This window comes from Lysobacterales bacterium (assembly GCA_019634735.1).
Classification (GTDB): Bacteria; Pseudomonadota; Gammaproteobacteria; order Xanthomonadales; family UBA2363; genus Pseudofulvimonas.
The window spans coordinates 17,123-42,163 of sequence record JAHCAT010000002.1; the positions used below are offsets into that span (position 1 = coordinate 17,123).

Annotated in this window: 20 protein-coding genes and 1 riboswitch; of the genes, 13 read left to right on the plus strand and 7 right to left on the minus strand. The window is 71.0% G+C overall.

All coding sequences use genetic code 11. The features are described from left to right. Positions 1-97 precede the first annotated feature (97 nt). The 7 genes from gspC to KF823_02835 all read left to right on the plus strand — a co-directional run bounded on the left by gspC (position 98) and on the right by KF823_02835 (position 8,355). Complete coding sequence (gene gspC, locus KF823_02805) at positions 98-1,003, plus strand: type II secretion system protein GspC (GenBank protein ID MBX3724825.1); 906 nt, start codon at positions 98-100, stop codon at positions 1,001-1,003. Continuing rightward, complete coding sequence (gene gspD / locus KF823_02810) at positions 1,000-3,033, plus strand: type II secretion system secretin GspD (GenBank protein MBX3724826.1); 2,034 nt, start codon at positions 1,000-1,002, stop codon at positions 3,031-3,033. The genes gspC and gspD overlap by 4 nt, the downstream gene beginning before the upstream one ends. Next, positions 3,020-4,498: a type II secretion system ATPase GspE gene (gspE, locus tag KF823_02815; protein ID MBX3724827.1), complete on the plus strand. Its 1,479-nt coding sequence runs from the start codon at positions 3,020-3,022 to the stop codon at positions 4,496-4,498. The genes gspD and gspE overlap by 14 nt, the downstream gene beginning before the upstream one ends. Before the next feature lie 467 nt (positions 4,499-4,965). Beyond that, positions 4,966-5,820, plus strand: coding sequence for a hypothetical protein (locus tag KF823_02820; GenBank protein ID MBX3724828.1), 855 nt, complete (start codon positions 4,966-4,968; stop codon positions 5,818-5,820). A gap of 11 nt (positions 5,821-5,831) precedes the next feature. Further along, complete coding sequence (locus KF823_02825) at positions 5,832-7,052, plus strand: DUF4785 family protein (GenBank protein ID MBX3724829.1); 1,221 nt, start codon at positions 5,832-5,834, stop codon at positions 7,050-7,052. 151 nt (positions 7,053-7,203) lie between these two features. Further along, a complete protein-coding gene (locus KF823_02830) occupies positions 7,204-7,710 on the plus strand; it encodes a hypothetical protein (protein MBX3724830.1) in 507 nt (168 codons plus the stop codon). A 105-nt stretch (positions 7,711-7,815) separates the two neighbouring features. After that, positions 7,816-8,355 (plus strand): hypothetical protein, encoded by a 540-nt coding sequence (locus tag KF823_02835; protein MBX3724831.1) that lies wholly within the window; start codon positions 7,816-7,818, stop codon positions 8,353-8,355. 46 nt (positions 8,356-8,401) lie between these two features. Here KF823_02835 and KF823_02840 read toward each other — a convergent pair whose 3' ends face one another. The 3 genes from KF823_02840 to proB form a co-directional block, all read right to left on the minus strand. Continuing rightward, a complete protein-coding gene (locus KF823_02840) occupies positions 8,402-9,097 on the minus strand; it encodes a hypothetical protein (protein MBX3724832.1) in 696 nt (231 codons plus the stop codon). 152 nt (positions 9,098-9,249) lie between these two features. Continuing rightward, positions 9,250-10,524 (minus strand): glutamate-5-semialdehyde dehydrogenase, encoded by a 1,275-nt coding sequence (locus KF823_02845; protein MBX3724833.1) that lies wholly within the window; start codon positions 10,522-10,524, stop codon positions 9,250-9,252. A gap of 78 nt (positions 10,525-10,602) precedes the next feature. After that, entirely contained in the window at positions 10,603-11,700 is a 1,098-nt protein-coding gene (gene proB / locus KF823_02850; GenBank protein MBX3724834.1) for a glutamate 5-kinase, read from the minus strand. Positions 11,701-11,768: 68 nt separating this feature from the next. Continuing rightward, positions 11,769-11,975, plus strand: a riboswitch (cobalamin riboswitch). A gap of 230 nt (positions 11,976-12,205) precedes the next feature. Between proB and KF823_02855 the strand changes: the two genes are divergently transcribed. From KF823_02855 to KF823_02865, 3 genes are read left to right on the plus strand one after another with little or no spacing between them, the layout of a single operon-like run. After that, the gene (locus KF823_02855; GenBank protein MBX3724835.1) at positions 12,206-14,617 is read left to right on the plus strand and encodes a ribonucleoside-diphosphate reductase subunit alpha; all 2,412 of its coding nucleotides are present in this window, start codon (positions 12,206-12,208) and stop codon (positions 14,615-14,617) included. Beyond that, positions 14,614-15,633: a ribonucleotide-diphosphate reductase subunit beta gene (locus tag KF823_02860; GenBank protein MBX3724836.1), complete on the plus strand. Its 1,020-nt coding sequence runs from the start codon at positions 14,614-14,616 to the stop codon at positions 15,631-15,633. The genes KF823_02855 and KF823_02860 overlap by 4 nt, the downstream gene beginning before the upstream one ends. Then, positions 15,620-15,976: an acyl-CoA thioesterase gene (locus KF823_02865; GenBank protein ID MBX3724837.1), complete on the plus strand. Its 357-nt coding sequence runs from the start codon at positions 15,620-15,622 to the stop codon at positions 15,974-15,976. Before KF823_02860 ends, KF823_02865 begins: the two co-directional genes overlap by 14 nt. Before the next feature lie 280 nt (positions 15,977-16,256). Here the strand turns inward: KF823_02865 and KF823_02870 are convergent, their stop codons facing one another. The 4 genes from KF823_02870 to KF823_02885 all read right to left on the minus strand — a co-directional run bounded on the left by KF823_02870 (position 16,257) and on the right by KF823_02885 (position 21,529). Continuing rightward, a complete protein-coding gene (locus tag KF823_02870) occupies positions 16,257-16,532 on the minus strand; it encodes an EF-hand domain-containing protein (protein MBX3724838.1) in 276 nt (91 codons plus the stop codon). Positions 16,533-16,706: 174 nt separating this feature from the next. Then, on the minus strand, positions 16,707-17,927 hold the full coding sequence (locus KF823_02875) for a hypothetical protein (protein ID MBX3724839.1): 1,221 nt from the start codon (positions 17,925-17,927) through the stop codon (positions 16,707-16,709). Between the two features lie 277 nt (positions 17,928-18,204). Next, positions 18,205-19,185, minus strand: a complete 981-nt coding sequence (locus KF823_02880; protein MBX3724840.1) for a PQQ-binding-like beta-propeller repeat protein — start codon at positions 19,183-19,185, stop codon at positions 18,205-18,207. 37 nt (positions 19,186-19,222) lie between these two features. Then, entirely contained in the window at positions 19,223-21,529 is a 2,307-nt protein-coding gene (locus KF823_02885; protein MBX3724841.1) for a hypothetical protein, read from the minus strand. Between the two features lie 618 nt (positions 21,530-22,147). Here KF823_02885 and KF823_02890 point away from each other — a divergent pair. The 3 genes from KF823_02890 (at position 22,148) to KF823_02900 (ending at position 24,914) form a co-directional block, all read left to right on the plus strand. Beyond that, a complete protein-coding gene (locus tag KF823_02890) occupies positions 22,148-22,819 on the plus strand; it encodes a Bax inhibitor-1 family protein (GenBank protein ID MBX3724842.1) in 672 nt (223 codons plus the stop codon). Between the two features lie 133 nt (positions 22,820-22,952). Then, a complete protein-coding gene (locus KF823_02895; GenBank protein ID MBX3724843.1) occupies positions 22,953-23,891 on the plus strand; it encodes a hypothetical protein in 939 nt (312 codons plus the stop codon). Between the two features lie 60 nt (positions 23,892-23,951). Next, the gene (locus tag KF823_02900) at positions 23,952-24,914 is read left to right on the plus strand and encodes a pyridoxal-phosphate dependent enzyme (protein MBX3724844.1); all 963 of its coding nucleotides are present in this window, start codon (positions 23,952-23,954) and stop codon (positions 24,912-24,914) included. The last annotated feature ends 127 nt before the right edge of the window (positions 24,915-25,041 follow it).

Consider the following 25,041-nt stretch of genomic DNA (forward strand, 5'->3'; position numbering starts at 1 on the left):
CAGGCCTGCCGGTGACCGGCAGGCCCGACTGCCGGGGCCCCGACCCCGGATTTGCTACGCTCCGCCCTCTCGACCTGGGGGGCGCGGAACCGGAGGCATGGCCAGCGTGATCGCATTCGACGGCGGACCTCACAGGCCCTGGCCGGCCCTGCTGGCGGTCGCCCTGCTGGCGATCGCCTGCCTTTGGCTGACCATCCGTCTGCTGGCAACCGCCCTGTCCGGACCCGGTGCCGGGGACGGCAGCCACGCGCTTGCGCCCGTCGCTGGGCCGGGGTCGGCAGCGGCAGCTGAGACGCTGTCCGGCTGGCATCTGTTCGGCAGCGCCTTCGGTGGCGGCGATCCCTCGAGCCGGGCCGCCCAGGCCCCGGAGACCGAGCAGGCGCTGGTACTGGTGGGCGTGCTCGCCGAGGGGGATCCCGGCGCGGGCGTCGCGCTGGTCGCCGATGCCGCGGGAGGGCAGGCCTACTACCGGGTCGGCGCCGAACTGCCGGGCGGAAGCCGCCTGCGCGCGGTGCTGCCGGACCGTGTCCTGCTGGAACGCAATGGCGTCGAGGAGTCGCTCAGCCTGCTCAGGCCGCAGGGCGCCGCGCCCGGCCTGCCCGCTGCCGCCCGCACCGGCGAGCAGGCGGCCCTGGACCGCATGCCGGCCCTGCTGGGCGTGGTGCCGCAGGCCGGCATGGCCGCCGGTGGCGAGGTCGACTGGCAGGCGGTGCAGCGACAGATCGCCGTCGATCCGGCCGAGCTGGCCCGCCAGGTGCAGGTGCTGCCGGTGATCGAGAACGGCCAGATCGCCGGCGTCCGTCTGTCCGGCGGTGCGGCCGCGCCCCTGGTGCAGCGCCTGGGCCTGCAACCCGATGATATCGTCACCGCCGTCAACGGCATCGACGTGCGCGACCCCGCGCGCGCCCAGGAGATCCTGGCCAGCGTCCGCGACGCCGGGCGCGTCAGCGTCACCCTGCGTCGCGACGGCCGTTCGCAGACGCTCAACGTGGACCTGAAATGACCAGCCACCCCGCTCCTTTCCTGCCGGTCCGCGTGCTGACGCTCGTCCTCGGCCTGGCGATGACGATGTCGACCCTCGCGCAGCCGCCGGCACCACCGGACGCCGGCGCGCCGCAGACGCTCAACCTGCGCAACGCCGACATCAACGTGCTGATCGCCACGGTCGCCGAGATCACCGGCCGCAACTTCATCGTCGACCCGCGCGTCGAGGGCAAGGTCACGGTGATCACCAGCGAGCCGATGACGCCCGCCGAGGTCTACGACACCTTCCTGTCGGTGCTGCGCATCAACGGCTTCGCCGCGGTGCCCAGCGGCCGGCTGGTGCGGATCGTGCCCGACGCCGTCGCCCGCCAGCTCGACATCCCGGCCGAGGTGCCCGGCGCCACCGCACCCGATGCCCTGGTGACCCGCGTCATCGCGGTCAGCAACGTATCGGCGCGGGAGCTCTCCGAGCTGCTGCGGCCGTTGTTGCCGCAGGCCGCGCAGGTCGCCGTGCACGAGGGCAGCAACGCCATCGTCGTGGTCGACCGCGCCGGCAACGTCGACCGCATCGAGCGCCTGGTCCGGCGCATCGACACCAGCGGCGGCGAAGACGTCGAGGTCATCCCGCTGCGCCACGCGAACGCGGCCGAGCTGGCGCGCACGCTCGGTGGCGTCGGCGGCGAGGCCGGCCCGCGCCTGGTCGCCGACGTGCGCAGCAACTCGCTGCTGCTGACCGGCGACAGCCGCGGCCGGCTGCGCCTGCGCACGCTGATCGCCCACCTGGACACGCCGCTGGAGTCGGGCGAGACCACCCAGGTGATCTACCTGCGCTACGCCGCCGCGCGCGACCTGGTACCGGTGATGGAGGCGCTGGCGCGCTCGCTCGAGGGCGCGCCCGGCGGCGAGGGCGAGGGCGTGCGGACCGCCACCGCGATCCAGGCCCACGAGCCGACCAACGCCCTGGTGATCTCGGCGCCGGGCGCGATCATGGAGTCGCTGCGCGGCGTGATCCGCCAGCTCGACATCCGCCGCGCCCAGGTGCTGATCGAGGCGGTGATCGCCGAGGTCGCCGAGGAGCGCGCCCGCGAATTCGGCATCCAGTGGCAGACCTTCGCCGAGGACAACGGCCAGGTCGGCCGCGGCATCTTCGGCGGCACCAACTTCACCGGGCCGGGCGGCGGCAACATCATAGGTGCCCTGAGCAACCCGACCGGGCTGCCGGGCGGCCTCAACCTGGGTTGGGTCGACGGCTTCATCACCATCCCGGGCCCGGGTGGCGACCCGATCGAGATTCTCAACATCGGCGCCCTGCTGCGCGCCCTGAACTCGCAGACCGGCACCAACATCCTGTCGACGCCGACCATCGTCACCCTGGACAACCAGGAGGCCCTGATCGAGGTCGGCCAGGAAGTGCCCTTCATCCAGGGCGAGTTCACCACGCCGGTCACCAGTGGCGGCGGCAGCAACAATGCGCTGGTCAACCCGTTCCGGACCATCGAACGCAAGAGCATCGGCCTGAAGCTCAAGGTGACGCCGCAGATCAACGAGGGCGACGCCGTGGTGCTGGCGCTCGAGCAGGAAGTCTCCAGCCTTGCGCCGCCGTTGGCCGGCGCCGCGGACCTGATCACCAACCAGCGCATTCTGCGCACCTCGGTGCTGGTCGGCGACGGCCAGATGCTGGTGCTGGGCGGCCTGGTCACCGAGGACCAGAACGAGCGCGAGAACAAGGTGCCCGGGCTGGGCAACATCCCGGTGCTGGGCAACCTCTTCAAGTACCGCAGCTCGGCGCGCATCCGCCGCAACCTGATGATCTTCCTGCGCCCGGTGATCCTGCGCGACGCCGCCACCGAATCGGCGGTCTCCGGCGCCAAGTACAACCAGGTGCGCGGCGAGCAGGAGCGGATGATCGACCAGGGCCGCGGCCTGCTGCGGCCCGACGAGAAGCCGCTGTTGCCCGAGCTCGAGGCGCTGCCGGCGCCGGGCGTCGCCGAGCCGCTGCCGACCGCGCCGCCGCCGCCCGAGCGCAGGTCGCGCCGTGGCCGTCGCTGAAGCCGCCACGGCGGTGCGCCCGCCGTACGCGTTCGCGCGGCGGCATGGGGTGGTCGTGCTGGCGGTCGAGGCCGGCCGGCTGCAGGTGATGCATCGCCCCGGGGTCGCCTTGCCGGTGCTGGCCGAACTGCAGCGCGCCGCCGGCCTGCCGCTGGCCCTGCTGCCCTGCGACGAGGCCGCCTTCGAGCGCCACCTGCGGCAGGTCTACGCCGGCGGCGACGCCGGCCAGGAGGCCGCCGCCATGGCCGGCGAGGACGCCTCCCTGGCGACCCTGGCCGAGGGCCTGCCCGAGCCCGAGGACCTGATGGAGAGCGCCGACGAGGCGCCGGTGATCCGCCTGCTCAACGCCCTGCTCACCCAGGCGGTGAAGGAGAACGCCTCGGACATCCACGTCGAGCCGTTCGAGCAGCGCGTCGCCGTGCGTCTTCGCGTCGACGGCGTGCTGCGCGAGGTGCTGACCCTGGCGCGCGGCTGGGCGCCGGCGCTGGCCTCCCGCGTCAAGGTCATGGCGCGCCTGGACATCGCCGAGAAGCGCCTGCCGCAGGACGGCCGCATCGCCCTGCGCGTAGCCGGCCGGCCGGTCGACGTGCGCGTCTCGACCCTGCCGTCCGGCCATGGCGAGCGCGTCGTCCTGCGCCTGCTCGACAAGCAGGCCGGCCGCCTCGACCTTGGCCAGCTCGGCATGGTCGACAGCGTGCGCGAGGCCCTCGACGCCCTGATCCACCGCCCGCACGGCATCGCCCTGGTGACCGGCCCGACCGGCTCGGGCAAGACCACCACCCTGTACGCGGCGCTGGAGCGCCTCAACGACGCGACCCGCAACATCCTCACCGTCGAGGACCCCATCGAGTACGACCTCGAAGGCATCGGCCAGACCCAGGTCAACACCCGCATCGACATGAGCTTCGCACGCGGCCTGCGCGCCATCCTGCGCCAGGACCCGGACGTGGTCATGGTCGGCGAGATCCGCGACCTGGAGACCGCACAGATCGCCGTGCAGGCCTCGCTGACCGGCCACCTGGTGCTGTCGACCCTGCACACCAACACCGCGATCGGCGCGGTCACCCGCCTGCGCGACATGGGCGTCGAGCCGTTCCTGCTGGCCTCCAGCCTGCTGGGCGTGCTGGCCCAGCGCCTGGTGCGCGTCCTCGACCCCGCGGTCCGCGAACCCTATACGGCGACCGCCGCCGACTTCACAGCCTTCGGGCTGCCCGTGCAGACCCCGGCGCCGACCCTGCACCGCCCGCGCGCCGGCGCCGCCGGCTACCGCGGCCGCACCGGTATCCACGAGCTGGTCGTGGTCGACGAGGCGATGCGCGCCCTGGTGCACGACAACGCCGCCGAGGCCGAACTCGAGCGTCTGGCCCGGACCCGTACGCCGGGGATCCTGGCCGATGGCTGGGCCAAGTGTCTGGCCGGGACCACGAGCGTCGAGGAAGTGCTGCGGGTGACCCGCGAAGCCTGACGACGCACTGGAACACGACCATCCCGGAGGTTCGGGCCTCCGCCCGGTATCTGTCCCGCCCCGTCGCCGCGCGGGACGACCAGGGCGACGGCCCGTCATGGCGACGGCAGGCCATCTCCCGCGGCCTGTCAGGCCGCACGGGGCTGTTCACCGACCGCCCGACAGGGCGTCCTCCCCCTGGCGGCGTCGGCCACCAGGCGTACGGGCAGGCGCAGCGGTGCCGTTCGGTCCTGCGCGGTTTCCATTCATGTACTTCATGGAGAGGGCGGCTTCGGCCACGTTGCGCTGCGTCATGGCAAGTGGACGGCGTCGTGCTAGCGTCCATACGCCGGCGTCTGGAGGGGGTCGGCAGCCGGGCCTGCAGGGGCCCCGCCGCGGTCAGGGATGGCCGCCCGTCAAGGACGAGCAACCCGGCGCGGATGCCGCATCCGCGCCGTCCATCTGTCCGCACTGGAGGGAGTCGATCCATGCTTCGAATCATCCGCGTCGCACTGCTCGTGCTCGCGCTCGCGCCGGCCGGCGCCTTCGCCAACAAGGGCGTCGCCTTCGTCCACGGCACCGGCAAGCAGACCAATGCCCTGGCCGACTACTGGACCAGCGCCTTCGTCAATTCGGTGCGCCAGGGTCTGCCGAATACCGCCAACTTCGTGGTGGTCAATTGCGACTTCACCCAGTACATGTGGGACAGCCGCGCCGCCGGTTGCCTGGCCGGCCAGCTGCACTCCTTCGTCACCACCCGCAACATCACCGACCTGGTGATCATCACGCACAGCAACGGCGGCAATGTGATGCGCTGGATCCTGTCGAATCCGACCTTCGACAGCCGCTACCCGACCATCATCCAGCGCACCCGCTGGGTGAACGCGCTGGCGCCGTCCAGCGCCGGCACGCCGCTGGCCGATGCGGTGATCTCCGGCAACGTCTTCGAGGCGGCGCTTGGCTGGCTGCTCGGCTACCAGAGCGATGCCGTGCGCCAGCAGCAGGTGAGCTGGATGGCCTATTACAACGCCAACAATCTGCTTGGCACCTCCGGCCGGCCGGCCCTGCCGAAGGGCTTCTGGAACGTGGTCGGCACCGATGTCTCCTCGGCGCCCTGGAGCACCCAGGCCTACTGCGCCGGCTATACGCAGAGCGTCGGCCTGGAGTTCACCCAGAACTGGCTGGCGAGCTGCTCCGACGGCTTCCTCAACTGCACCAGCCAGCGTGCGGCGGGGACCTTGTGGTTCAACGACGTCAACCGCACCGGCGGCCGCTTCCTCAACCACAACCAGAGCCGGCGCGACTGCTTCGGCCTGGATGTGATCCTGCGCAACGACCTGTGAGGCCTGCCGTCATGAACAAGACTTCCAAGGCCTCCTGCCTGCGCCTGCTCATCCTCGGGCTGTTGCCGGTCGCCGGCCTCGCCCTCGCCCAGCGCGGCCCGACGCTGGCGCCTTCTGTTGCCGACGACCTGGTGATCAGCCAGCTGGCTTCGGGCGTGCGCGCCCCTGTTGCCGACATCGAGCGCAGTGCGCTGTCGTACTTCCAGCCGTTGTCGGCGGACACCCGCCTGGAGACCGCACCACCGCACCAGGCGGAGAGTCGCGAGTACTGGCAACGCGTCGACGGTCAGGTGCTGCGCGGAGGCTATGCGCTGGCGCTGACTGCCCCAGGTGCCGTGGTGCTGGTCAGCCCGGCGTCCGGCGCCGAACCGCTGGTACGCAGCCAGTTCGCCATTGTCAGCCGCAGCGGCCCGGTGGCACTGGACCAGGCCGCCGACACCCTGGTCGACGCCGCGGCCCTTCAGGCCGCCGGCATGGGCGTCGCACCGGGAAGCGTCGGCTTCCGCCTGCGACCGGGCTTCGAGGCCGATGCCGCACTGGTGGTGGCCGGCGCCCTCGGCCACTACCTGGTGCACGTGTTCGAGCCGGGCAGCGCCGACGTCGTCACCGCGCGTGCCGTCGCCGATACGGTGCACGGCGGCAGCACCGTCCGGGTTCAGGTCGCGCTCGCCGGCGGCGCCCGCATCGAGGCGGCCACTGGCGTGCTGCTGTCGCCGTCCGGTCAGGCCTTCGACGTCGTATACACCAGCGCCAGTGACGGCAGCCTGCTCGGCACGGTGGCGCTGCCGGCAGATGTGGGCGGCGAGCCGGGGCTGTGGGACCTGCGTACCAGCGTGGCAGCCAGCGGGCGCGCCGGCGCGTTCCAGCGCGACGTCCGCACCGCGGTTGCGGTGGTCGCGCCGGTGGCGCGCCTGAACGGCGCCGTCGAACGGGTGGTGCGCCGGGTCGATGGCGCGATCGAGCTGCGCTTCGGCATCGAGGTGGCCAGCGTCGGACGTTACGAGCTGCGCGGCGTCCTGCACGGGACCGACGACAAGGGCGCCCTGGTGCCGCTGGGCCTGGCCCAGGCCGCAGCCTGGCTGGAGCCGGGAACTGGCACGCTGGCGCTGGCTTTTCCGGTGCTGTCCCGTGACGGCATCAACCCGCCGTTCCAGCTGCGCGACCTGCGCCTGTTCGACCAGGCCCGGATGGGTCTGCTGGAACGCCGCGAGCTCGCCCTGACCTTCGACTGACGGGCAATGGCCGCCCGGTGCCCCAGAGGGCGCCGGGCGGCAGCCGGGTACGGTATCGCTGCGCGCAACCGCGTGCGACGGGCCTGCCGGTCGCGTCCGAAGGACGGGCCAGCAGGCCGGCGTGGATCCATTCCAACGGTCGGAGTCGGCAGTGAACGACGGCCACTGGCAGGCGCGGGCAGGTTGGCTGATCGGCAGGGCGATCCTGGCCCCCTCCAGCCACAACACGCAACCGTGGCGATTCCGGGTCTCGCCGTCGTCCATCGAATTGCGTGCCGACTGCCGATACGCGTTACCGGTCAACGATCCGGCGGGTCGCGAGCTGGTCATCAGCTGCGCTTGCGCCCTGACCAACCTGAGGATCGCGGCAGCGGGCCGGGGACTGGCGATACGGGTCGCACTGCTGCCCGAGACCGACGACCCCGATCTCCTGGCCCGCGTGACGATCGACGATGGCGCGGCGACCGATCTCGACGAAGAGGGCCTGGCCGGGTACATCCAGGACCGGCACACCTGGCGCAGGCGCTTTGCGCCGGATCCGGTCGACGGGACGGTGGTCCAGGCGCTGCTGGACGCCGCAGCAAGCGAGGGTACGCGTCTGCAGCCCCTTGTCGGGGAGTCCATCCGCCGTGACATCGCGACCATTGCAGCTTGTTGAAAAACGACCTTCCTGGTCGTTTTTCAAGTCGCCCGTCCGGCGCAGGTCCGGACGGGCTCCCGTCGAATCAACTGCTTACGCACTTGCTTCGCCGAGCGGCCATCCATGGCCGCCGCTAGCAGGCTGTTCTTCAACAGCCTGCTAGTGTCGGAAGGCAACGCCCGGCAGTGGCGCACGTCTGCATGGCGCAAGGAGCTGGCTGCGTGGATGCGGACCCGCCGCCGTGGCGATGGCCTTGGCCTGCCGGCCCTGGTGGCCCCCCTGGTGCGCTCGGCGGTGCGCTCGTTCGACCTGGGCACCCTGGTCGCCGCCCAGGACCGACGCCTGCTCGAGGCATCGCCCCTGCTGTTGGTGCTGGAGACCGAAGACGATCGGCCCCTGGACTGGTTGCGGGCCGGCCAGGCCTTGCAGCACGTCCTGCTGGCGGGCTGTGCGCGGGGCCTGCAGGCCTCGTACCTCAACCAGCCGATCCAGGTCGACGCCCTGCGAGGCCGGCTCGCCGAACTGACCGGGACGCGGGTACCGCAGGTCCTGCTGCGCATGGGACGGATACCCGGCGCGCCGCACGCATCGCCCCGGCGCGCGCCGGCCAGCGTCATCGAATGGCGAGGCGACCAGCGCAGGTGCCGCGGGGGGCGATGCTGACCGCCACGGCTTTCGGCCGGGTTGCCGGGCATGCGCGGGCGGGAGATCAGGGGGCAGGTTCGCTCCCTTGCTGGAAGCCGCTCGCGAAGATCCGGTCGATGCCCTGGGCGACGAACACCCACTGCATCGGATAGCTGAAAGGATTGTTGAGACCGTCGAACGACTGGATCACGCCGGCGAAACGGGCGTTGTCGCCGTTGACGACACCGTTGAGCGGCACCAGGCTGCGGACCGGGAAAAGCACTTCGAGCAGGTGGCCGGTGGGCACCGGCCACGCCGGACCGAAGGCCGGGTTGGGGTTGTAGGACCAGCGCCCGTTCGGGGCGACGGCCGGTGTCAGCGGGCAGCTGCCATCCAGGTACTCCTGGCGCTGGTTGGTGCTCAGGTTGGTCAGGAAGCAGCGGGTCCGGAATTCGTTGTTGCCGACCACGGGCTGGGTGGCGAGCGGCATCAGCACTTCGATGCGGACCTGGGCGCCGCCAGGGCAGGGATTGCCCACGGTGCCGACCAGCACGCGCGCGTAGTAGGGCTCGCCCACGAACGGTCGGCTGGCGTCGCTGGCGCCGAAGTAGCCGATGCTGGCCATGGTCAGCACCTGGGGCGTGTTGAGCACGCAGCTCAGGGTGTGGGTTTCGGCGAAGTTGCCGTCGAACCACTGGAAGGTCTGGGCCAGGGCATTGCCGGCAGACAGTGCGGCGGCAAGAGTGAGACAGAGCGCGTGCAGACGGGAGAGCTTCGACATGATGGCGGGTCCGGATGAGGGGACCACGACACGGCAACCGGCGTGCCAACGCCCGCACAACGTCGGGTGGGCCAGGTCATGCACGTCCTGCGCGACTGCCAGGTTCCGGAACGCGAACCGGGCGGGGCCCGGTGGGCCGGCCGGGGTTCGCCTCAGCGGACGTGGTAGTCGCCCTCGACCACCCACTTCCAGCTGGTGAGCTGTTCAAGGCCCATCGGCCCGCGCGCATGCACGCGCTGCGTGGACACGGCGACCTCGGCGCCCAGGCCGAACTCGCCGCCGTCGGTGAACCGGGTGCTGGCGTTCCAGTACACCGCGGCGGAATCCACGCGGTCCAGGAAGCGGGCGGCCTGATCGGCATCGTCGGTGAGGATGCCGTCGGAATGGCCGCTGCCATGGCGGGCGATGTGGGCGATCGCGGCATCCAGGCCGTCGACCACGTCGATGCCCAGCACCAGGGCCAGCCATTCGCGGTCGAAGTCGCCGGAGCCGGCCTCGACCACGGCGGCGGCGCCCGGAGTCGCCTGGAAGCCGGCGGCGTCCAGCGCCGCGCGCACCGCCGGCGCCAGGCGCAGCTCGACACCGCGCGTGTGCAGGTCCGCGGCCAGCATCGGAAGGAAACGCGCAGCCACCGCCTGGTGCACCAGCACGGTATCGAGGGCGTTGCACACCGTCGGTCGCTGGGTCTTGGCGTTGGCGATCACCGCCAGGGCGCGCGCCAGGTCGGCGGCGGCATCGACGTACAGGTGGCAGATGCCGATGCCGCCGGTCACCACCGGCATCCGCGCATGCTGCCGGCAGAAGGCGTGCAGGCCGGCGCCGCCGCGCGGGATCATCAGGTCGATGTCGTCGCCGGCGGCCAGCAGTGCGGCGACCGCGGCGCGGTTCGGGGAGTCGACGAAGCCGACCGCGTCGACCGGCAGACCGGTGTCCGCCAGCGCCGCGTGCACCGCCCCGACCAGCGCCCGGTTGCTGGCCAGCGATTCGCTGCCGCCGCGCAGCACCGCGGCGTTTCCGGTCTTGATCGCCAGCGCGGCGATGTCCAGCGTGACGTTCGGGCGCGCCTCGTAGATGGCGCCGAGCACGCCCAGCGGTACCCGCCGGCGATGCAGGCGCAGGCCGTTGGCCAGGGTGCGCTGGTCGAAGCGCACGCCCAGCGGATCGGCAAGGGCGGCCAGCGCATCCAGGCCGTCGGCCAGGGTCGCCAGACGATCGCCGTCCAGGCGCAGGCGGTCGCGCATCGGCGCATCCAGGTGCGCGCCGGCGGCCAGGTCGGCCGCGTTGGCCGCCAGCACCGGTTCCGGGTCGGCGCGCAGCCGCGCGGCCAGGGCACGCAGGAAGGCATCGCGCTGCTCGCCAGGTGCAGCGGCCAGCGCGGGCAGGGCAGCGCGCGCACGGCGCGCCAGGGCGGTGATGTCCTGGGTCATGGGCTTGGGGCCTTGCTGCTCCGGCTCCGTGCTGGGCCGGCATCGGCGTTCATTGTCGCCGACCCGCGCCGCCGGCGTTCAGAGCAGGACCAGATCGTTTCGGTGGATCGCCTCGGGACCGTAGCCGTAGCCGAGCACCGCCTCGATCTGCCCGGACTGGCGTCCGGCGATCCGCTCCAGCTCGGCCTGCGCGTAGTTGGCGATACCGCGCGCCAGTGGCTGGCCATCCTGGCCCTCGACCTCCACGGTGTCGCCCCGGCCGAAGCCACCCTCGCAGCCGGTGACGCCGACCACCAGCAGGCTGCGGTCGCCGCGCAGGGCGGCGCCGGCACCGGCGTCGACGCGGATCCGCCCACGCGCCCGGCCGCCAGCCAGGATGTAGCGTTTGCGCGCTTCGCGTGGCGCCAGCAGCGCACCGATCCGGGTGCCGATCGCTTCACCGGCAAGCAGGCGCGCCACCACCGCGGGATCGCCACCATGGGCGATCACCGTATCGGTGCCGGCGCGCCGGGCGATCTGCGCGGCCTTGAGCTTGGTCAGCATGCCGCCGGTGCCGAGCGTCCCGGCGCCGCCGCCTGCCGCCTGCCAGATCGACTCGGGGATCTCCTCGCCGTCGATGCGCTCGATCAGCGCGGCATCCGGGTGCAGGCGCGGATCGGCCTCGTACAGGCCCTGCTGATCGGTCAGCAGGATCAGCAGCGGGGCGTCGACCAGGCCGGCAACCAGGGCCGACAATTGGTCGTTGTCGCCGACCCGGATCTCGGCGGTCGCCAGGGTATCGTTCTCGTTGACGATCGGCACCACGCCGGCGTCGAGCAGGCCGAGCAGGGTGGTGCGGGCATTGAGGTAGCGGCGCCGATGCTCGACGTCGGCGTGGGTGAGCAGCACCTGCGCCACCGCCAGCCCTTCCGCCGCGAACAGCTCGCCGTACAGGGCCATCAGCAGCGGCTGGCCGATCGCCGCCAGCATCTGCTTGTGCGGGACGTCGCGGCCGGCGGTGATGTCCGGCCGGCGCATGCGCCCGGCGGCCACCGCCCCGGAGCTGACCAGCACCGGCGCGTGACCCTGATCGATCAGGGCGCGCAGGACACGCACCAGGGCGGCCAGGCGGCCGCGGTCGGGCGCGCCCGCGGCATCGGTGACCGTCGAGGTGCCGAGCTTGATGACCAGTCGCATCCCCTGTCCTGCCTGTCGAACCGTCGTGGGCGTTCGCAATATATGCGATTGACGAAGGCTCGGCGACCCAATATGTTGTGGTCGCTGGTTTCCGTGGTCGTCGATCGCGGAACGAAGAGGGAAGCCGGTGGAAATCCGGCGCTGCCCCGCAGCGGTATGGGGAAACGACCGTCGAACAGGCACTGGCGCGCAGGCGCCGGGAAGCCCGGCCACTAGGTGGAGGTCCGCCTCCAGGTCCCCGAGCCCGAAGACCTGCCAGCACCCGCGCGCAGCACGAACGCGCGGTTCCGGTCCAGCGACCCTCGCGGGAGGGCGGCCGGACGATCCGGCTGGCCGCGCGGCGGCACGCCGGGCGTCCATGCGCGTCATCCCGATGCGGTCCTGGCCGGCGGGCGGACGATGGTGCGGGCCGAGGGGCCGGCGTCGTCGGATGCCCGCCAACGCGTTGCCGCGTGGGCGGTGGCGCGGCCCGTGCGTTGCCGAGGACGCCCGCATGACCCATTCCATGGAAACCCCCGATCTGGCCGCGCCGGAGGTCCGCCCTTCGTCGAGCGCGGAGCCGACATCGGCACTGGTGCTGTCGCCACCCCACCACCCCAGCGTCATGACCGTCGCCAAGCGCGATGGACGGCGCGAGCCGGTGGATCTCAACAAGATCGTCCGGGCCGTCACCCGCTGCACCGACGGACTTGCCGGAGTCGATCCGATGCGTGTCGCGACCCGAACGATCTCCGGTCTCTACGATGGCGCGACCACCCGCGAACTCGACGAGCTGTCGATCCGCACCGCGGCATCCCTGGTCGCAGAGGAGCCCGAGTACGGGCGCCTGGCGGCACGCCTGCTCGCCCAGGTCGTCGAGAAGGAAGTGGCTGGCAACGGCATCCATGCCTTTTCGCAATCGATCGCCCGTGGTCACGACCTCGGCCTGGTCTGCGATCGTCTGCTGGGCTTCGTGCAGGCGAACGCGCGCAAGCTCAACGACGCGATCGACCGGCTGCTCGATGCCGAGTTCGACTATTTCGGCCTGCGTACGGTCTACGACCGCTACCTGCTTCGCCACCCCCAGCAACGCACCGTGATCGAGACGCCGCAGCAGTTCTTCATGCGCATCGCCTGTGCGCTGTCCGGCGAGGACACTGGACTGGCGCTCGACCTGTACGGTCGCATGGCGCGGCTGGAGTACCTGCCCAGTTCGCCGACGCTGTTCAACGCAGGCACCCGTCATGAGCAGCTGTCCAGCTGCTTCCTGCTCGATTCTCCCGAGGACACCCTCGACAGCATCTACCAGCGCTACGCCGACATCGCCCGGCTCTCCAAGTTCTCCGGCGGCATCGGCCTGTCCTACTCGCGGATCCGCTCGCGCGGCTCGCTGATCCGAAGCACCAACGGCCTGTCGAATGGCGTGGTGCCCTGGCTGAAGACCCTCGATGCCTCGGTGGCGGCGGTCAACCAGGGCGGCAAGCGCAAGGGCGCGGCCTGCGTGTATCTGGAGCCCTGGCATGCCGACGTCGAGGAGTTCCTGGAGTTGCGCGACAACACCGGCGACGAGGCGCGGCGCACCCACAACCTCAATCTGGCGAACTGGATCCCCGACCTGTTCATGCGCCGTGTCGAGGCCGATTCGGCCTGGTCGCTGTTCGATCCCCGCGACGTACCGCAACTGGTCGACCTCTGGGGTGACGAGTTCGACCGCGCCTACGAGGCGGCCGAGGCGGCCGGGCTGGCCCGGAAATCGCTTCCCGCGCGCGAGCTGTACGCCCGGATGATGCGCACGCTGGCGCAGACCGGCAACGGCTGGATGACCTTCAAGGACAAGGCGAACCGGGCTTGCAACCAGACCCGGCTCGCCGGCCGGGTGGTTCACCTGTCGAACCTGTGCACCGAGATCCTGGAGGTGACCTCGGCCGAGGAGACCGCGGTCTGCAACCTGGGTTCGGTCAACCTGGCCCGGCACGTCGACGAACACGGTTTCGACTTCGACCGGCTCGCGGCGACCGTGCAGGCTGCCGTGCGTCAGCTGGATGCCGTCATCGACCTGAACTTCTATCCGATCGAGTCGGCGCGGCGCGGCAACCTGCGCTGGCGGCCAGTCGGCCTGGGCGTGATGGGCCTGCAGGATGTCTTCTTCCGGCTTCGCCTGCCGTTCGATTCGGCCGAGGCCCTGGCGTTGTCGACCCGGATCGCCGAGGAGATCTACTTCAACGCCCTGGCCGCGTCGGTCGACCTGGCGATCGCCGACGGCCCGCATCCGGCGTTCGCGGAGACCCGTGCCGCCGAGGGCGAACTGCAGTTCGACGCCTGGGGCACGCAACCGGGGGATCCGGCCCGCTGGGACGCCCTGCGCGTGCGGATCCGCGAGCACGGCTTGCGCAACTCGCTGCTGGTGGCGATCGCGCCGACCGCCACGATCGCCTCGATCGCCGGTTGCTACGAGTGCATCGAGCCGCAGGTCAGCAACCTGTTCAAGCGCGAGACCCTGTCCGGCGATTTCCTGGTGGTCAACCGCTACCTGGTCGAGGAGCTCAAGCGGATCGGTCAGTGGACGCCCGGGATGCGCGATCGCCTGAAGCTTGCCGAGGGTTCGGTACAGGGCGTAGAGGAGATTCCCGAGCCCCTCCGACTCATCTACCGGACCGCCTGGGAGCTGCCACAGCGGTCGCTGATCGACCTGGCCGCGGCCCGAGGCGCCTATATCGACCAGAGCCAGTCGCTCAACCTGTTCATCGAGAGCCCGGGCATCGGCCAGCTGTCGTCGATGTACATGTACGCCTGGAAGGCCGGGCTCAAGACGACCTACTACCTGCGTTCGCGACCGGCGACCCGGATCGCCAAGACCACGGTCGCCGACCGGCCGACAGCAACGGCAGCCGTGGCCTGCTCGCTGGAAAACCCCGAATCCTGCGAGGCCTGCCAATGAGCGCCCCGTCCACCGCCCGTCTGCTTGACCCGGGCTTCGACCTGACCCTGCGGCCGATGCGCCATCCGCGCTTCTACGAGATGTACCGGGACGCCATCCGCAACACCTGGACCGTCGAGGAGGTCGACTTCTCCTTGGACGTCAACGACCTGCGCAACAAGCTTGGCGACGCCGAGCGGCACCTGGTCGAGCGGCTGGTGGCCTTTTTCGCCACCGGCGACTCGATCGTCGCCAACAACCTGGTGCTGAACCTCTACCGGCACATCAACGCGCCGGAGGCGCGCATGTACCTGTCGCGACAGCTCTTCGAGGAGGCGCTGCACGTGCAGTTCTACCTGACCCTGCTGGACACCTACCTGCCGGAGCCGCAGGCCCGCAACCGCGCTTTCGCGGCGGTCGAGAACATCCCCTCGATCCGGCGAAAGGCGGAGTTCTGCTTCAGGTGGATGGACTCCGTGGCCGACCTGGGGCCGCTGCAGGACCGTACCGGACGCCAGCGCTTCCTGCTCAACCTGATCTGCTTTGCAGCCTGCATCGAGGGACTGTTCTTCTTCGCGGCGTTCGCCTACGTCTACTACCTGCGATCGCGGGGATTGCTGCCCGGTCTTGCCGCCGGCACCAACTGGGTGTTCCGCGACGAATCAGGGCACATGGCGTTCGCCTTCGAGGTGATCCGCACCGCCCGTGAGGAGGAACCGGATCTGTTCGACGAGGCACTGGGCGCGCGGATCGTGGAGATGCTCGACGAGGCGGTCGAGTGCGAACTGGCGTTCGCGCAGGACGTGCTGGCCGGCGGCGTCGCCGGCCTGTCGCTCAAGGACATGCGCGAGTACCTGCAGTACGTGGCCGACCAGCGGCTGGCCACGCTCGGCCTGCCGCGCCGCTACCACAGCCGGAATCCGTTTCCATTCATGGACCTCCAGGACGTACAGGAGCTCACCAACTTTTTCGAGCGGCGGGTCTCCGCCTACCAGGTGGCGGTCTCCGGCGAGGTCGAGTTCGATGCCGCATTCTGAGGCATGCCCGGACCACGCCCGGCTGTCCACCTGGGAGATCGTGTTTCCCGACCACGCCAACCACCTGGGCACGCTGTTAGGCGGTCAGGCCCTGGCCTGGATGGACAAGGCGGCGTTCCTGGTCGCCTCCCGGGTGGCCCGCTGCGTGGTGGTCACCGCGCGCGCTGAGCCGGTCGACTTCCACGCGCCGGTGCGAATCGGCCAGGCGGTGGAGCTGATCGCCCGGCTGGTGGGCCGTGGCCGGACGTCCCTGCGGGTGGAGGTGGAGATGCATGCCGAAGACCTCGATACCGGGGAACGGCGGCGGTGCGCGCGCGGTGGTTTCGTCCTGGTCTCACGCTAGCCCGGGTATTGCAGGAGACCGCTACTGCGGCCGCCGATCTTCGCGCCACGTCGCGATCTCGGCGGCCTCGCTACGAGATCTCACGAAACATCCGGGCTGGCGCAGAACGCCGTGCCGTTGAGCCGACCGGAGCAGGTCGCCCCGACCGGGTCCAGGCGGCCTGCTGCCGCCGTCGCGGCGGCCCCGGACTCCCAGCGCAGCCGCCTCGCACCCGGTGCGCTGGCCTCCGCGAGGCGAGCCACCGCGTGCGCGTCGATCGCGCGAGGGACGGCCGTCCGGCTCAGCGCGGCGGCTGGTTGTGGCGCAGGTACTCGTGGAACTCGTCGAGTTCGATGGCGCCGGTGCCGTCGACATCCCAGCGGTCGAATTCCTGGTAGAGGCGCAGCTCGGGGTTGATCTCCTCGCGGGTCAGCACGCCGTCGTTGTTGCGGTCCATGGCGTTGAAGTGGCGTTCGACGCCTTGCGCCGTGCTGGGTGTGCGCGGCGCGGCACAGGCGGCGAGCAGGCCGGCGAAGGTCAGGGTGGCGAGGACGGGCACGAAAATCGGTCTGGTCATGGCACTCTCCTTTGCTTGCTGGTTGCGCAGGCTCCTCTGCGGGTGGTGCAGGGCGGCTTGGCCGGCCGGGGGGCCGGCGCGTCCACCATCGACGTGCCGGGCTGAACAGGTCCGGAAACCGACCGGATCGGGCCGCGCCACGTTCAGCCTGACGACACCTTAGGCCGGCGTGCGCTATTCGAAGCCGTTGACGAACAGGGCCTCGGTCGGGCCGACCAGACGCGGTGCCGCCACCAGCACGATGTCGTCGTCGCCGTCGGCCTGCGGTCGGAAGGCCAGGTTGGCCGTGGTCCCTGCCTCGGCCCGGAACGGCGGGCCGGCGACCAGGGTCCACTCCGGCCCGACGGTGACCTGGAAGGTGCCGGGCTGCTGCCCGGTGAAGGTGCCGTCCGCGGCGAACACCGGCACGTTCACCAGGACCTGCTGCGCCGAGCCGCCGGCGTTGCCGGAGCGCAGGAAGACCTCCGCGTAGTAGAGATGGCCGGGCAGCAGGCGCGCGCGCGCCAGTTCGTGGTCGAGGGCGGCGCTGCCGCCGTCGCCACTGCCTACCGCCATGCGCATGGCGCTGGCGGGTGGCGCGCCCTGAAACAGGGTGTGTGCCGGCAAAGACACCCGTTCCAGCGACAGGCTGGTCGAGTTCAATGCGAACGCCCGCCAGTGGTCGGGCACGGTGCCGGTGACCGCCCCCCCTGCGACGCCGCCGCTGCCCACGAACTGCGGGTTCGGCACGTCGTTGCCGACCGGCGGGCCGGGCACCCGGGGCAGCGCCACCAGCAGGATGTCCTGGCCACCGTCGTCGGCCAGGCGGATGGCGATCTGCGCATAGGCATCGCCGGCCTCGGCAACGGCCAGTGGCCCCTCGACCCAGGTCCAGTCGGGGCCGGCGATGCCTGCAAAGGCCCCCGGATCGCGCCCCGTGTACGCCAGGTCGGCATCGAAGAACGGCATCGACACGGAGAATCCCTGGCTGGCCATGCCGGGATTTCCCGAGCGCACCCAGACGCCTGCGCGGTAGCCGCGCCCGGGCTGCAGGGCGAACAGCCAGGGCGCGTTGTCGAAACCCTGGTCCGCACCGCGTGCGGTGACCGTCACGCGCATCGCGAAGGTCGCGGGACTGCCCGGGAACAGCGCGTCGGCGGCGATCGGGTCGGCCTGCAGGCCGAGTGCGGCGCCGCCGACTGCGAAGCCCCGCCACGCGGCCGGAACGGTACCGGTGACATTGCCCTCCACGGCTCCGCCGCTGCCCAGGAAGCGGCTGTTGGGCAGCAGGTTGAGGTCGGCGCCGCCGGGCGGCGGCGTGCCCGCCTGGGCGGAGGCGGCGATCAGCAGGGCAAGCAGGACCCAGGGCCGGATGCCGGGGCGGCACCGGGTGGGCAAGGGGCTGACGTGGCTCATGACGACACTCCTCGGATCCGGGCTCCCTCGGAGCCCCTGATCCCAGATAGCGTCGTTTCGCCCCGGACTGGCTCAGCACTGGCGGGCGCGGCGACCTGCGCGCGCATCCAGGTGGCAGGGCGGCAGGCCCGGTCCGGTCGCATCTGCCCGGCGGTCCGGGGTCCGCAAGGCCGCATGGCACAGCGGATGTGCAGCGGTCGAGTTGCCGGGCGCCCGTCCGGGCAGGCGCCGGACGGGCAGGTATGGCCTGATCGGGACGTCGTCCGCCGGTGCGTCGTCAGGGCGGTGGCGGCAGGCGGTGCTCGGGATCGGCCAGCTCGATCGCCCAGAGCTGACGTCCGGTCGCCAGATCCATGGCCAGCAACCGGACGCCCAGCTCGATGGCATTGCCGTCGCCGTCGCGATAGGCGACCGGCTCCTCGCGCAGCAGCAGCGTCGAGCCGCGTACCAGGAAAGGACTGGTGGCATGGGTTGCGACCACGCTGGCGCCGGCCGGCCCGCCGCCGGCACGTTCGTGAAGCTGCCAGCGCCAGCGATGGCCGAAGACCGGGTCGGGAACCGGGCTGCTGGTCTGCACGTGGCCGTCGTCGGCAGCGCGGAACTGCACGCCGGGCAGGTCCGGCAGCCGCTCGTCCCCGGTCAGATCGGGCCGGCGGAACGGTATGGCGTCGAGAGACGGCGCCTGGGCGAGTCGAGCCTGGTCCGGGTCCAGGCGCAGCACGCCCGAGGACAGGGACGCGGCATCGTCATCGTCCTGGTCGGCGGCGACCAGGTTGGCGCCGCGCAGCGGCCACTGCTCGAACTGCCAGTGCAGCTCCAGCCCCCCGGCGCCGGCCAGGGCCAGGACATGGAAGCGGCTGGCGGGCAGCGCCATGGGGGAGGCGATGACCTCCGGCGGCAGCTCGCCGACCAGTTGGCCGTCGACGGCGCCGGAGCCGGCATCGACGCGCAGCAGGCGCAGGCTGCCGGGTCGCTCCGGATGCCCGAGCACCCACAGCGTGTCGCCGTCCAGTGCCAGGGGCTGACCGCGTGCCGGCCCGGCCCAGAGCACGCCGCCGTCGTCGAGGTCGATGGCGGCGACCCGGCCGCGGGCATCGCTCACATAGGCGCGCGGCTGGCCGGCGGCGACCAGCACGCCGGGCGACAGCACCAGGGCATCGCCGCCATCGGCTGGCGTCGGTGGCGGGATGGCGGCGACCACCAGTGCCGGGACGAGCAGGAGGGCGAGCCGGATGACGTTGCGGCTGTTGCGGATCATGGCTGGGGTCCTCGGGGGGTCGGGGCGGGCGGGCGCGTCACTGGAAGCCGTCCGCGAAGATCAGGTCGAGCTGGCTCACATCGGTGAGCTTCCAGGCGCCGCGTCCGAGCATGCCGGCGATCAGCACGTCGCGGCCGGCGTGGTAGTCGAGTTCGAACACCACCGCGTTGGGCAGGCCGGTGCCCAGCCGGGCCCAGGTCGAGAAGCCGCCTGGCTCCAGGGCCACGAACACGCCGCGGTCGGTGCCGACCACCAGGGCGTCGTGCGCCGCACCCGGCACGTAGGCCAGGGCGCGCAGCTCGCCCGGGCCGAACGCTGGCAGGTTGCCGGTCACCGGCGCGAAACTGCCGCCGCCATTGCTGCTGGCGTGGATCACGGTAGCGGTGGCGGCGAAGATCCGGAGCGGCTGGTCGGGATCGACGGCGACATCGCGGATCCAGTCGTTGCCGGCGCCGAAGCTGGCCACCAGGGTCAGGGGGGTGCCGGCGCTGGTGCGCCGGTGCAGGGTGTTTTCGATCGCGACCAGCACGTAATCGGGATTGCCGGGCAGTCCGTAGACCATGGGGTCGCCCACGAAGCGGTTGACGCGCAGCTCGGAGATGCGGGTCACCGTGCCCCCCTGGTCGAGCGATTCGTAGACGCCGTTGTTGGCGCCGAACAACAGGCGCAGGCCATTGGCCTGGTTCACCGCCAGCGGGGTGTAGAACTGCGCCTGCATGGACGGGCTGCCGCCGATCGGGGTGCGCGGCGGGAACACCTGGGACTGGAAGACGTTGTTGGCGTTGTAGCTGCGGCGCCTGAAACTCGACAGGTTCTGGAAGCTCGAGTAGCGGAACGAAAGGGTCGGAGAGGAATGGTCGTCGACCACGGTGTCGCCGCCGTCGGCGGTGGAGACGCTGACGAAGGTGGTCGACGACAGCGTCTGCTGTTCGGTGGTGCCGGTGTCCTGGGCACCGCCGATCACCCGGTCGGACAGGCCGTCGTAGGCGATGCCGTGGTACTCGGTGGTCTGCATGTCGCCGTTCAGCGAGGTCCAAACGCCGTTGCCGCTCTGCGGGGAGTTCCGCTTGTACACGCCGCCGTCGTCGGCTTCCAGCAGGTTGCCCTGGGCATCGAACGCCAGGTACCTGGAGTCGGCGTGCGGCGCCGAATTGTTGCTGGTGCCCGAGTGGGTGATGGAGGACCACCGGGTGGCAGGGGGCTGTGCGGCGTCGCCGCGGAACAGCCGTCCGGTGTAGTCCTGGGCGCCCAGCGAGTTGGGCCAGAACTGGTTGCTGCCCGGCACGCCCTCGCCGAAGTAGGGTTGGCGGTCGCCGCCGATGTACACCAGGTTGCCGTTGCCGGGATCGGCAGCGATCGAGAAATGGATGTTGCCCTGGCCGCCGGGATGGGCGCCGAACAGCACGCCGTTCTGCTCTGCCGTGGTCGGCACGCCGAGTTCGGTCCAGCTGCCTCCGCCGTCGCCCGATCGATACACCTGGCCGAGACGTCCGTTGTTGGATGCCAGCATGATCGCGGCGAACACGCTGTTGGCGGGGCCGGTGGCCAGCCGGGTGCGGCCGTTGCTGTTGAGCAGGGTGTCGATCGCGGTGCTCGAGACCTTGCTCCAGCCCGCGCCGGTGTCGGTGCTGCGATAGATGCCGACCGCACTGCCGGAGACCACGGCGGTGAACAGGCGCGCCGGGTCGCCCGGATCGCCCACCAGGTCGGTGGTGCGGCCAGCGGGCAGTCCGCTGCCGCCGGCCCCGGACACCAACGCGAAGCCGGCACCGGTGTTGGTCGAGCGATAGATTCCGTTCTCGGTGGCGGCCAGCAGGGTCGCGCCGCGCGCCAGCACGGCGTGGATATCGCGACCGGCCAGGACGCCGCCGCCATCGAGCACCGTCCAGTTGTCGCCGCCGTCGGTGCTGCGCAGCAGGCCGATCCGGGCGCCGCCGATGCGCGCGAAGCTGGACGTGCGGGCGGTGCCGGCGACCAGGGTCTGGTGGCTGGCATCGGTGGGGTCAAGACTGAGCGCGCCGAACGACAACGAACCCAGGCCGTCGGTCAGGCTGGTCCACGACGGGTTGTTGGCCGTCGCGTTGTCGGTCCGCCACAGGCCGCCGTTGACCGCGGCGGCCCACAGCACGTCGGCATTGGCGGGGTGCGGTGCCAGCGCGTTGATGGCACCGACCACGGGCCGGTTCGGAATGCCCTCGACCTGGCCATTGATGGCCGGACCCGGGCCGAGATCCTGCCAGGCGCCACCCAGGGCCCGTCCCTTCGGGCCAGCGCCGGCGGTTGCGGCACCCAGTACCAGCAGCGCCGGCAACAGCAACGCCCCCAGCCGTATGTTCCTCTTCATCTCATCGTTCTCCCTATGGCTGTCCCGTTGTGCGTGCCCTCCGGCGTGCGCGCCCTGGCGGTCCCATGAAGAGCTGCCATCCTGGCCGCCCCCGAAATCCCCCCGTCCGGCGCATGTCCGGACGGCCCTGCGTGGCCGCAATCAGCAGGCCGCTCTCCAACAGCGCGCCAGCCGCCGGTGGCGAACGGCGAAGTCCGGCAACGCATGGATCACGGCCTGTCGATTGGACGTACGACGGGATGTGGCTGTCACCGATGTCCGGTGCCGCCACGTGCCCGAGTCCCCCCGCAACGACCGTGACGTCCTCGCGATTCCGTGGCGACCGCGGTGGTCCGATTTGCGACCGGCCGGTGCGCCCCGGCACGATGAAGCCGGCGCCATGGGCACCCCGACTATAGCAACGGCCCCTGAAACGCGTGTCCGTTCCTGCGGCGGGGCGCTTGAACCCGGGGATCACCTTGCTTAAGGTTGCGCCGTAGCGCATCGTGCCCCAGGGTGCGCTGGCGCGCTGCGGCCACGCTTGGACGGCGTTGCCGTGGCGCGTCCAGGCACCCGGGCCACGCCCGATCCGTGGCGGCAGCCTGGCCGTCGCCACCCACAATCCAAGGATAGTCACGCATGAGCGCCTCACTTCCGACCTCCCGTACCCGCACCGCGAATGCCGCGCTGCCAGGTGTGGTCCGCAACACCTACCTGCTGCTGGCGATGGTCATGGCCGTTGCCGCGGTGGGCGCCCTGCTCGGGCTGCGCAGCGGCATCGCGTGGAGCATGGGCATGTGGCTGGTGTTCATGGTGGTGTTCATCGGCGGTCCCTTCGCCATCAACGCCGCGCGCAAGGGCGATGCCGCGATCTGGCTGACCTTCCTGTGGGCGGGTCTGGTCGGTTTCCTGCTCAGCCCGATGATCGCCGCCTATCTGTCGATACCCGGAGGCGCCGCGATCGTCGGCAATGCCCTGACGGCGACCGCCGTGCTGTTCGCAGGCCTTTCCGGCTACGCCCTGGTCAGCCGCCGCGATTTCGGTTTCCTGCGCAGCTTCCTGGTGGCCGGCGTGATCGTGGTGCTGCTCGGCATCGTCGCGTTGCTGGTGTTCAAGCTGCCGATGCTGTCCGTGGTGATCTCCGGTCTGGCCGTGCTGCTGATGAGCGGTTTCATCCTGTACGACACCGGCCGCATGATCCACGAGCCGGGCGCCAATCCGGTCTACATCACGGTGTCCCTGTTCGCCAACATCGTCGTGCTGTTCTCGCACCTTCTGAACCTGATGTCCTTCCTGGGCGGCGACGACTGAACGGCATCGCACGCCCGCGATCCGGTTCCGTTCCGGGGCCGGCCAACAGCAGGACGCCAGGGATCGGCGTCCATCTGCCCGCAAGACGACCTGCCCGACGCCGGGGCAGGCCATTCCAATGAAGGAGTTCCCGATGCCGACCAACCGAACCCAGGCCGCCAAACTGCTCACCAAGGCCGAGCTCGACCTGTTCGACGCCAGCGCCCCGGCCAAGGCCCGTACGCTGACCGGCGCCCAGCTCAAGGCCAAGGTCGATCGCGCGCGTACCTTGCGCGACAAGGCGCGCGACCAGTTCAAGCGCCAGCGCCTGGGTAGCCGCAGCGAGACAGGCAGCAAGTCCGGGGCCAGCGGCGTGGCCAACCAGCGCAGCCAGCAGAAGGCGCACATCCTGGACGAGGTGCTTGAACGCCTGCAGGCCGCGCAGGCCAAGGCCGAGGCGAAGGGGGCGGCTGCCAGCAAGGCAACCCGTACGTCCGATCGCACGAAAACCCACAAGGCCGAGCGCGCCAAGGTGCGCAAGGCGAATCGCACCGAGGTGAAGAAGGCGACCGCAAAGAAGGTCGCCAAGAAGACGGCGGCCACTAAGACCGCAGCCGGCAAGGCCCCGGCCAAGAAGGCGTCGACGAAGAAGGTGGCGGCCAAGAAGACTACGACCAAGAAGGCCACGGCCAAGAAGGCCACGGCCAAGAAGGCCACGGCCAAGAAGGCCACGGCCAAGAAGGCCACGGCCAAGAAGACTACGGCAACGAAGGCCACGGCCAAGAAGACGACAGCCAAGAAGACGGCCGGCAACGCTGTCCGCGGTGGCGCCCAGAAGTCGAGCGCGGGCAATCCGGCCACCGGTCCGGCGCCTGGCCTGTTCGGCATTTCCTCGCTGTCGCCCAAGGCGCCGGTGCCCATCGAGCCGCCTGGCACGTCCCGTTCGAAGAAGGCGCGCACCGGCTATGTCAGCAAGAAGGCCAAGGGCGTCGCCCAGGAACGGCATTTCGCCGAAGCTGCCGGCAACAAGGCGATCCTGGGCCATGTCGGGGCGGCGAACAGGCGCGCCCAGGGCAAGCGGGACAAGCGCTGAGTGCGGGACGCGGTCGGCTCCGGCCGGCCGCGTCCTGTCGCCGGCGGCGACGGCGCGCAGATGCATCCGCAGACCCTGCCGGACCTTGCCGCGATCAGGGCGGCAGCCGAGCGCATCGCGTCCCATGCCCGTCGCACCCCGGTGCTGACCGCGCGGTCCCTCGATGAACTCGCCGGCTGCAGGCTGTACTTCAAGTGCGAGAACCTGCAGCGCGCCGGCGCCTTCAAGTTCCGGGGCGCGAGCAATGCCGTGTGGTCGCTTGACCCGGCCAGCGCGGCACGCGGGGTGGTCACCCAGTCGTCCGGCAACCATGGTGCCGCGGTGGCGCTGGCCTGCCGCGAGCGCGGCATTGCCGCGACCGTGGTGGTGCCGGCCAACGCGCCGAAGGTCAAGCTGGCTGCGATCGCCGCTTTCGGCGCACGCATCGTTCCTTGCCAGGTCGCCCAGTCCGACCGCGACCGGGTGACTGCGCAGGTGCTGGCCGAGCACGGTGGCAGCCTGGTGCATCCATTCGACGACGGTCGGGTGATCGCCGGGCAGGGTACGGCAACGCTGGAGCTGCTGGAACAGGTGCCGGAGATCGACACCCTCATCACGCCGGTCAGCGGCGGTGGGCTCCTCTCGGGGGCCTGCCTCGCGGGCCACGGCCTGCGACCGGGGCTGCGCCTGTTCGGCGCCGAACCGCGTGGCGCCAGTGATGCCCACGACGGCCTCCGGGCCGGGACGCGCATTACCGGGCGGACTGCGGACACCGTGTGCGACGGGCTTCGCGCCGAGCTGGGCAGACTGACCTTCCCGGTCCTGCACGACCATCTGGAGGACGTGCTGCTGGTCGACGACGACGACACCGTCGCCGCCATGCGCCTGGTGTTCGAGCGACTCAAGCTGGTCGTCGAGCCCTCCGCGGCGATCGTCCTCGCGGCCGTGCTGGGAGCGCACGGGCGATTCGCCGGTCGCCATGTCGGGCTGATCCTTTCCGGCGGCAATGTCGACCTGGACCGACTGCCCTGGCAACACGGCTGACCCCTGGCGGCGTGTCGACCGCGTCTCCACTGCGGCCCGTGGCCCGCACCACAGCGCGATTCCGATGCCCTCGCCACGCGCCCGCACCCCGGGACCCGTTGATGGGCGCTAGTTCAGGCTGAACGTA

Coding starts and splice junctions, on each gene's coding strand:
- gspC (MBX3724825.1), top strand. CDS start 98: ATGGCCAGCGTGATCGCATTCGACGGCGGACCTCACAGGCCCTGGCCG.
- gspD (MBX3724826.1), top strand. CDS start 1,000: ATGACCAGCCACCCCGCTCCTTTCCTGCCGGTCCGCGTGCTGACGCTC.
- KF823_02820 (MBX3724828.1), top strand. CDS start 4,966: ATGCTTCGAATCATCCGCGTCGCACTGCTCGTGCTCGCGCTCGCGCCG.
- KF823_02825 (MBX3724829.1), top strand. CDS start 5,832: ATGAACAAGACTTCCAAGGCCTCCTGCCTGCGCCTGCTCATCCTCGGG.
- KF823_02835 (MBX3724831.1), top strand. CDS start 7,816: ATGGCCGCCGCTAGCAGGCTGTTCTTCAACAGCCTGCTAGTGTCGGAA.
- KF823_02840 (MBX3724832.1), bottom strand. CDS start 9,097: ATGTCGAAGCTCTCCCGTCTGCACGCGCTCTGTCTCACTCTTGCCGCC.
- KF823_02845 (MBX3724833.1), bottom strand. CDS start 10,524: ATGACCCAGGACATCACCGCCCTGGCGCGCCGTGCGCGCGCTGCCCTG.
- proB (MBX3724834.1), bottom strand. CDS start 11,700: ATGCGACTGGTCATCAAGCTCGGCACCTCGACGGTCACCGATGCCGCG.
- KF823_02855 (MBX3724835.1), top strand. CDS start 12,206: ATGGAAACCCCCGATCTGGCCGCGCCGGAGGTCCGCCCTTCGTCGAGC.
- KF823_02860 (MBX3724836.1), top strand. CDS start 14,614: ATGAGCGCCCCGTCCACCGCCCGTCTGCTTGACCCGGGCTTCGACCTG.
- KF823_02865 (MBX3724837.1), top strand. CDS start 15,620: ATGCCGCATTCTGAGGCATGCCCGGACCACGCCCGGCTGTCCACCTGG.
- KF823_02870 (MBX3724838.1), bottom strand. CDS start 16,532: ATGACCAGACCGATTTTCGTGCCCGTCCTCGCCACCCTGACCTTCGCC.
- KF823_02875 (MBX3724839.1), bottom strand. CDS start 17,927: ATGAGCCACGTCAGCCCCTTGCCCACCCGGTGCCGCCCCGGCATCCGG.
- KF823_02880 (MBX3724840.1), bottom strand. CDS start 19,185: ATGATCCGCAACAGCCGCAACGTCATCCGGCTCGCCCTCCTGCTCGTC.
- KF823_02885 (MBX3724841.1), bottom strand. CDS start 21,529: ATGAAGAGGAACATACGGCTGGGGGCGTTGCTGTTGCCGGCGCTGCTG.
- KF823_02890 (MBX3724842.1), top strand. CDS start 22,148: ATGAGCGCCTCACTTCCGACCTCCCGTACCCGCACCGCGAATGCCGCG.
- KF823_02895 (MBX3724843.1), top strand. CDS start 22,953: ATGCCGACCAACCGAACCCAGGCCGCCAAACTGCTCACCAAGGCCGAG.
- KF823_02900 (MBX3724844.1), top strand. CDS start 23,952: ATGCATCCGCAGACCCTGCCGGACCTTGCCGCGATCAGGGCGGCAGCC.